The following is a 6,857-nucleotide window of genomic DNA, read 5'->3' as shown; positions in this document are numbered from 1 at the left end:
TTCTTATTTCTTCGCCATCCGTTTAGCGGCGACTTTTTTAATATACCACATCGACCTAGAAGATTGCAAGTATTTTTTCGAAGAATTTATGAGAGCCATCTTCTTCAATCAACTTCTTGTCCTTCTTTTCGAAGGGGCGAGTAATAAAATACCATAGGATGAGAGGGTAAGTCAAGCACCTACCCCCTATTTTTTTTGAGCTTGATAGTTACGATTTCTTGCATACTTCGATATTTCCTTTGGCGTCGCTATCCGAGCATACATCCGGAATATCACTTTATATCTGGATTCTATGGCCCCTTTAATCTCTTGATCAATTCTTTTGTCATTGAGATCGAACAACATTTCATCTAATTCTTTGCGAAGTACATAATCCAACTCTCTGCATTCCCGATCATTGAACAAAAATCCGAGCATACATCCATCCAAACCCCTCTCGACTGTAGAGATTTATGGCACTTACAGTTTGATTGAAAGAAGAGCCGACCCTTATTCGGCCCGCTCTCCTTACCGTTTTACTGTTATGCTCAGATTTTGCCATTTTTATGACAGAAGTTCTGAAAATATTTTACAGATGAACCAACCAGTATGTAAGTGTGCTTTCAATAATTGCCGCGACGAGCAAAAGCACAACAATGGATACGATTAACGGCTTTGTTAAATGGAGTATTCTAACCAGCTCCGCACGTGCGGTTTTGTCTTTATCAGGTACAAAGAGCTGTGCTCCGGATTTCCAGACCAATAAACCTAATTTAAGCCCATATGCACAGGAAATTAATATGACCGGAATTTCAATAATACCATGCGGAAGAATCCCCTTCAGAACGACGGACAATGTGCTTTCATGCGTTTGTAAGGAAAGTACATATCCGAGTATCATCCCGTTAGCGATCAACATAAAGAGTGGCAGAATACCTAGTAATAGGCCAAGAAAGATAATGACCACAGACTTTATCGCATTATTTAAAAAGATGAAAATAAAAAACCATAATTGGGGATTATCCTTACCGCTTAGAGATTGACTTAAAGATTTGAGCCCCTTCATCTGCCCTTCTAAGAAGTTAGAAAACTGATCTGAATTAGCCCAACCTAAATATAAACTAAACCCAAAAACTAAAACGACGACGATGAAGTAATGTTTCATTTCTTTAAAATGTTGGAACAGTTGTCGGAATTTCATTTTCGTTCCCTCCAATTTCGGAAGCATAAGTACTGTGTACGAGCATACATTATTTACTAAAGAGTATACAAGCCTTGCCTGTATGTAAGGCTTAGAGGAGGTACAAGCTATCCATGAACTACTTTTTCGTTGTAAATGCTCGTAAGTTTAAACAATATGTGTTTATCGCGCTTGCCATCGTCTTCGCTGCCGCTATTGTTTATTCCGAACAAAGTAATGTATCCGTCTTTTCCAATGCAGAGCCCTCCGCTATTTATAGCGTGCAGACCGAAAGAAAGGTTATTGCCCTAACCTTTGATATTTCATGGGGAGAGAAGCGTGCTGAACCTATTTTGAACATTCTTAAGGAAAAAGGTGTGAAGGATGCCACCTTCTTCTTATCCTCTCCGTGGAGCAAGAGCCACCCAGAGATTGTAGAGCATATCAAGAAGGACGGTTTCGAAATTGGCAGCCATGGCAACAAACATGATAATTATAGTACGCTAAGCGATGAAGAAATACGCAAACAAATTACTACAGCACATGGTATTTTAACGGAATTGATCGGAAAAGAGCCGAACCTAATCCGCCTTCCCAATGGGGACTTCGACAAACGGGTGCTTCGAATTGCGGATGATTTAGGTTATTCGGTTATCCAATGGGATACCGATTCTCAAGACTGGTTAAACAAAGGTGTGGATACAATCATTAACCGTGTAGTATCCAAAGCGCATCCAGGAGATATTGTGTTACTGCACGCTAGCGATTCCTCTCAGCAGACACATGAGGCCTTACCAGTTATCATTGAGCAGTTAAGAGCTAAAGGTTACGAATTCGTTACGGTAAGTGAGCTAATCAAGCAAACCCAGGTAGAGACGAAACCAGTTGAAGATCAGGCAATGAAACAAATCAATTAATGAGCTATGCTCAGATTCAAAAAAGAGCTAATTAGATTAGCTCTTTTTGTTATCCAATATTTTATGTAGAATCAAAATTTGCCATGCATTGCAAACAAGCAACGGAGCCAACATAAACAGACTTGATGCTGCGTTATCTAGTTTTAATGCAGGTACGGCTTCAAGGACGGATACAGCGCACATAAAGAACAATGTCGGGATAAAAGCGTTCCGATTCGTCATCTTTACCTTCCAATACGCAACTGCAATGGAAATTACCAATATGATAGCAGGTAAAATTGAGTAGCTCAAGACGGATTCTGTGCCCTCAAAATTAGTCATCCTCAGATATACGAGATCAAATAGGACAACAATAACGACAGCCAATTGTAAAAGATCCCATACCGTCTTGGAGCGAATAATACCCGCAGCAATGAATCTGACAATCAGATAAGCAAAAAAGCCCATTTGGCTCAGCACGCTTATCGTGGCACCACCAAGCAACATATTTAACACATTAAAACCTACTGCCGATAACCCCATAACCGAAAATTCTTTGTCGGAATATTGTAAGATGAGTCCAATCCCTATAGATACAATCATTCCTAATAACAATGTTGTCCAAAATAAGTGAAACCACTTCCGTAGCGTCAAGATCAATTACCCCCATACTTCAACTCTAATTGTTAATTGTACCAACGTTTACGATAAAAAGCCAATGAATGGCCCTTATAATCTACCCCGAACCACACATACTAACAACTATTAAGCTAGGGAAGGGAGCATGCTTTTATGTTAACAACTAAGTTCAGGAAGCTGCAAGTCCTACCACTCATTTCTATCGCCTTACTTCTCGCTTCGTGTGGATCAGATAGTTCATCAAAAGGTCAGGGTCAATCTCAAGCTAATACGTATAAAGAGCAAAAGACCATGATTCTTGATATTCTGAAGTCAGAGGATGGGAAGAAAGCAATCAGTGCGGCTAACCGCAGCATAATGAATGGTGATGTGGGTGCCAATGGTGTAGCCGGTCAATCTCAAATCAAGCTATTGTCTGCAAATGAATCTTTGCAATTACAGATGGCAGTGAAGGATGTTCTCACAGCAAAAGAGAATAACATGTTCCTCACCGATATGATGAAAGACCCTAAATTTGCCGGCGATTTTGCTAAGGCTATTCAAAAAGAAACCAAACAGATGTTCAAAGAGCTTTTAAAGGACCCAGAATATCAAAAATCACTCGTTGATGTAATGAAAAACCCAGAATATGAAAAGATGATGCTAGATGTAATGAAAACAGCAGCCTATCGCCAGCAAATGATGACGGTTATGGAAGAATCCATCCAAAGTCCTTTATTCCGCGCACATATGGTTGACCTTCTTAAGGCAGCCATTGCCCAACAAAGTAAGCCCGATCAGATGCCTACGGCTAAGAGTGCTCAAAATAAAGGAGACAGTGGTGGCAAAGGAGATAGCGGCGGTGATAGTGGAGGAGACAAAAAGAAAGATCAGAAAAGTGATTCGGGAGACCAAAAGCAAGATAGCGAAAAGAAAAAGGATGACTCCAGCGCTTCGGATTCTTAAATATGAAAGTAAAAAGGGCATGCGGATTTCTCCGTATGCCCTTTCTATTATTTTCCCAATTTGGAAATGATATTTGTAGCCATATCCAAATAGATTTGTCCAGCTTTTGAGTCTGCTTTGTAGACAGACGGTGAATAGTCGATTTCCGAGACATGATTGTCGGGAGCTCCAAGTGGAATTTGCGCTAATAATTCACTATGCAAATCTTCCGCTAGTTTAGCTCCACCACCCTTACCGAATACGTAATCTATGCTGCCATCTTTGCATTCATAATAGGACATGTTCTCCACAATACCAAGAATTTCATGGTTTGTTTGAATGGCCATCGCTCCAGCTCTAGCGGCTACGAAAGCTGCTGTGGCATGCGGTGTTGTTACGATCACTTCTTTACTTTGCGGGATAAGCTGATGCACGTCTAGCGCTACATCTCCCGTTCCCGGCGGAAGATCCAGAAGGATGTATTCAACATCTCCCCAATTGACTTCATTGAAGAAATTGCGAAGCATTTTCCCTAGCATAGGACCACGCCAAACAACAGGCGCATTATCTTGAACAAAGAAGCCCATAGAGATTACTTTTACACCAAATTTCTCAACTGGCATAATGACATTATCGACAAGCTTCGGCTGTTCTTCAATGCCCATCATATCAGGGATACTGAAACCGTATATATCAGCATCAATGATTCCTACCTTTTTCCCTTGGCGGGCCAAGGCAACGGCTAAATTAACAGTTACAGTTGATTTACCCACACCACCTTTGCCACTTGCAACAGCTATAAACTCAACTGTAGAGGCTTCTCCCAATATGGGTTGTTCAATCGGTGGTTGGATGGGTTGGGTTGGTTTCTCTGCGACCGGTTGAACCGTATCTTTAATCTGATTACGCTCATAATCTGTCATGAGTCTGAAACGAATATGTACTTGTGCTACACCCAATTTTTCTAAAGTTTGCTGAATATAAACCTTCGCTTTTTCTTTGAAAGCCTCATCCTCGGTCGTGACAATTAAGCTTAAAGACACGTTATCTTCTTTAAACATCACATCTCTAACTAAATTAAGATCCACAACGCTTTTATTGTAATGAGGTTCCACAAGAGGTTGTAACGCTTCTAATAGTTGGTCTTTGTTTATCATAGCCACACCACACCTTTATTCGGACATTATAATTGTGGCCTTAATTATAACACATTTTGATTAGGAACCCACTTTTTCCCCAGCATAATATCTTAAGATACCTTGATAAACAGATGCAGCCACCATCTTCTGATATTTCTCACTTGCAAGCAATCTTGCTTCTTCTGGATTTGAAAGGAAACCCACTTCTACGAGAGCACTCGGAATTTTCAGCGTTTTTAATAAGTAAACGGTCTTGTCCGCCGGCTTGGCAACACGATCGGTATTCTCTAAGTTTTTCTTTAATTCCAACTGAATGAGTGCAGCTAAATTAGGGTTATTTGGATTATTTGGGTAATAGAACGTTTGTGCGCCTCTCCATTTCTGGGAAGGTATGCTGTTTAAGTGGACACTGAGAAACAAATCTGCCTTATTCTCATCGATGAGATCGGCACGGTTGTGGAGATCTTGCGTCTTTCTTTTACTATATCCCTTCGTGCTGGGTTCAGCCAAATCGGTATCCGTTTCCCTTGTCATAATAACTAGCGCACCCGCCTGCTGCAAATAATCACGAAGATGAAGTGTGATCGCTAAATTGATATCTTTCTCAACAACTCCTTCCTTACTAGAAGCTCCACCATCAGGGCCACCATGGCCTGCATCCAGAGCAATTGTTTTACCTGACAAAGGTAAATTCCAATCCGACCACGTCTTCGTTGCCGGCAGCTCATAGGCATAGATGAAGACAACAAGTGCGACCAGCAAGGTCGAGAGAACAAGCTTAAGACTACTGTTAAAAGTCAGCCAAACGACCAGCCTCTTCTTCCTTTTGCGCATAAAAAATCCACCTCTGTTCCCCATAGACTCTGTAACATCTATATGGGACAGGGTGGACAAATATACCTTGCTTAAACTTGATATTCAGGGTCTCTTAGACCTTCTATAAGAACCTGAGCAACCTCAGGACGTGTGAACTCTGGAGGAGGGCATTGACCGTCTCTAAGCAATCCACGAACCTTGGTGCCGGAGAGATGCATATGGTGGGACTTATCATGCGGACAAGTTTTACTAGATGCCATATTGCCACATTTCGTACAGAAGAAGCTGTGCTCAAAGAATAGCGGAGTAATCCCAATTTCTTCTGCCGTAAAATCACTAAAAATCTCTTGTGCTTCATACGTGCCGTAATAGTCGCCAACACCCGCGTGATCGCGTCCTACGATGAAATGAGTACATCCATAGTTTCTACGCACAATTGCGTGTAGAATCGCCTCACGAGGTCCTGCGTAACGCATAGCAGCCGGGTATACACCTAAGAAAGTTCGATCCTTCGGATAGTAGTTCTCGAGCAGGACAAGGTAGCTCTTCATACGAACATCAGCGGGGATGTCATCGGATTTCGTCTCGCCAACAAGCGGATTGAGGAAAAGTCCATCCACAATTTCCATAGCTGATTTCTGGATATATTCATGCGCACGGTGAACTGGATTACGTGTTTGGAAGCCCACAACCGTTTTCCAGCCCTTCTCAGCAAAAATACGGCGGGTTTCTGAAGGATCAAAGTAGAACTCTTCAAATTTCTTCGGCTTAGGACGGTTAAGCAGTTGAATAGATCCACCAATATTTGTAGAAGAGCGGGAGTACAATTTATCTACGCCTGGGTGTGCCATATTATTGGTTTTGAAAACTTTAAATGCTTCATTCACTTGATCAACTTTGTAGATGCTTGTCGTGTCTAGAATAGCATAAGTAATGTCATCTTCTTCATCGACAAGTGCAACCTGCTCACCGACTGTAATAGAAGCAGCTACTTCTGGAGCGATGGACAACGTAACTGGAATGCTCCAAACCGTTCCGTCAGTAAGACGCATAGTTTCTACAACAGAATTGTAATTAGCTTCATCAAGAAAACCAGTCAGCGGGGAAAACGCACCTACTGCAATAAGATCAAGGTCAGAAATGGTCCATGAATTTACACGAATTTGTTTCAACGATGCTGCGCGTTTGATCAGCTCTTCTCTTTGCTCTGCCGGAACCAAGCGATTGATTAATTCGCCGCCATGCGATTTGATCGTTGTCATATACGTAGTACCTCCATGATTA

The 6,857-nt window shown here is 41.6% G+C and carries 8 protein-coding genes; 2 read left to right on the top strand and 6 right to left on the bottom strand.

Annotated elements, in window-relative coordinates:
* Positions 1-186 precede the first annotated feature (186 nt).
* Together GC102_RS20975 and GC102_RS20970 are read right to left on the bottom strand one after the other, a co-directional pair.
* Positions 187-417: a regulator of G-protein signaling domain-containing protein gene (locus tag GC102_RS20975; RefSeq protein ID WP_029196431.1), complete on the bottom strand. Its 231-nt coding sequence runs from the start codon at positions 415-417 to the stop codon at positions 187-189.
* 151 nt (positions 418-568) lie between these two features.
* Entirely contained in the window at positions 569-1,180 is a 612-nt protein-coding gene (locus tag GC102_RS20970) for a stage II sporulation protein M (RefSeq protein ID WP_171691222.1), read from the bottom strand.
* A 113-nt stretch (positions 1,181-1,293) separates the two neighbouring features.
* Here GC102_RS20970 and pdaB point away from each other — a divergent pair, with 113 nt between their 5' ends.
* Positions 1,294-2,076, top strand: a complete 783-nt coding sequence (gene pdaB, locus GC102_RS20965; protein WP_171691221.1) for a polysaccharide deacetylase family sporulation protein PdaB — start codon at positions 1,294-1,296, stop codon at positions 2,074-2,076.
* Between the two features lie 36 nt (positions 2,077-2,112).
* Here pdaB and GC102_RS20960 read toward each other — a convergent pair whose 3' ends face one another.
* Positions 2,113-2,709 carry a KinB-signaling pathway activation protein gene (locus tag GC102_RS20960; protein WP_171642890.1) on the bottom strand — a complete coding sequence of 199 codons (597 nt, stop codon included), beginning with the start codon at positions 2,707-2,709 and terminating at the stop codon, positions 2,113-2,115.
* Positions 2,710-2,847: 138 nt separating this feature from the next.
* Between GC102_RS20960 and gerD the strand changes: the two genes are divergently transcribed.
* On the top strand, positions 2,848-3,639 hold the full coding sequence (gerD, locus tag GC102_RS20955; RefSeq protein WP_171691220.1) for a spore germination lipoprotein GerD: 792 nt from the start codon (positions 2,848-2,850) through the stop codon (positions 3,637-3,639).
* A gap of 47 nt (positions 3,640-3,686) precedes the next feature.
* Here the strand turns inward: gerD and salA are convergent, their stop codons facing one another.
* The 3 genes from salA to sat all read right to left on the bottom strand — a co-directional run bounded on the left by salA (position 3,687) and on the right by sat (position 6,835).
* Positions 3,687-4,775, bottom strand: a complete 1,089-nt coding sequence (gene salA, locus GC102_RS20950; RefSeq protein ID WP_171691219.1) for an iron-sulfur carrier protein/transcriptional regulator SalA — start codon at positions 4,773-4,775, stop codon at positions 3,687-3,689.
* A gap of 60 nt (positions 4,776-4,835) precedes the next feature.
* Positions 4,836-5,591: an N-acetylmuramoyl-L-alanine amidase CwlD gene (gene cwlD, locus GC102_RS20945; RefSeq protein ID WP_171691218.1), complete on the bottom strand. Its 756-nt coding sequence runs from the start codon at positions 5,589-5,591 to the stop codon at positions 4,836-4,838.
* A 71-nt stretch (positions 5,592-5,662) separates the two neighbouring features.
* The gene (sat, locus tag GC102_RS20940; RefSeq protein WP_171691217.1) at positions 5,663-6,835 is read right to left on the bottom strand and encodes a sulfate adenylyltransferase; all 1,173 of its coding nucleotides are present in this window, start codon (positions 6,833-6,835) and stop codon (positions 5,663-5,665) included.
* Positions 6,836-6,857 lie beyond the last annotated feature (22 nt).

Source organism: Paenibacillus germinis (assembly GCF_013141785.1).
In the GTDB taxonomy this organism is placed as follows: Bacteria; Bacillota; Bacilli; order Paenibacillales; family NBRC-103111; genus Paenibacillus_E; species Paenibacillus_E phytorum.
This window is presented reverse-complemented; position numbering and strand designations above follow the sequence as displayed.